The organism is Aerococcus sp. L_32 (assembly GCF_050689315.1).
In genome coordinates this window covers 1-616 of sequence record NZ_JBOEQF010001096.1, presented here as the reverse complement: position 1 = coordinate 616, position 616 = coordinate 1, and the positions used below count along the sequence as shown (strand labels likewise).

The 616-nt window shown below is 41.4% G+C and carries 1 protein-coding gene; it reads right to left on the bottom strand.

The genetic code is table 11. The annotated features are described in order from the left end of the window. Window positions 1-616: acyl-CoA dehydrogenase family protein (locus ACRCJ0_RS18355; protein WP_431391583.1), on the bottom strand; the 616-nt coding region annotated here is incomplete at both ends.

The window sequence follows — 616 nt, the reverse complement described above, 5'->3', positions numbered from 1 at the left end:
AGCTGTATGGTGGGCATTGTGTCCAATTTCCATCCCTTGATCAATAGCACCTAAGCGGTCAATATCCGGTACAAGGGCATCTGACAAGTAAATATCACCGACTGGACATCCACGCATCCCCACAAAGTCTTCAACACGACCGTTTTCAAAACCAGGATTTTGATTATCTAAGATAAATACTGTTCGACTGTGCTCAGTATCTTTTTCTGGGCTAGTAATAGCTAGGATCAAATACATAGAAGCTGCTTTTACACCATTAGTTAAGAAAGCTTTATTCCCATTTAATAACCAACCATTTTCTGTTTTAACAGCAGTTGTTTGTTGTGTTGATGCATCAGAACCACTAGCAGGTTCGGTTTGGCCAAAGGTAAATAATTCTCGGTTAGCTCTTGGTAACCAGCGTTCTTTAATTTCCTCACTACCATAGATAACAAGTTGATCAATAGCTTTCCAGTGAGCTTCTAAAGTAAATGCAACACCAGGATTAACTTTTGCTAATTCAGCAATCACCATAGTCTGGGTTACAAAGTCGTAGCCAGCGCCACCATAAGCCTCAGGGACAGCGATCCCAACAATACCAACATCCGCCATCTTATCCGTTAGGTCTTGTTGGTAG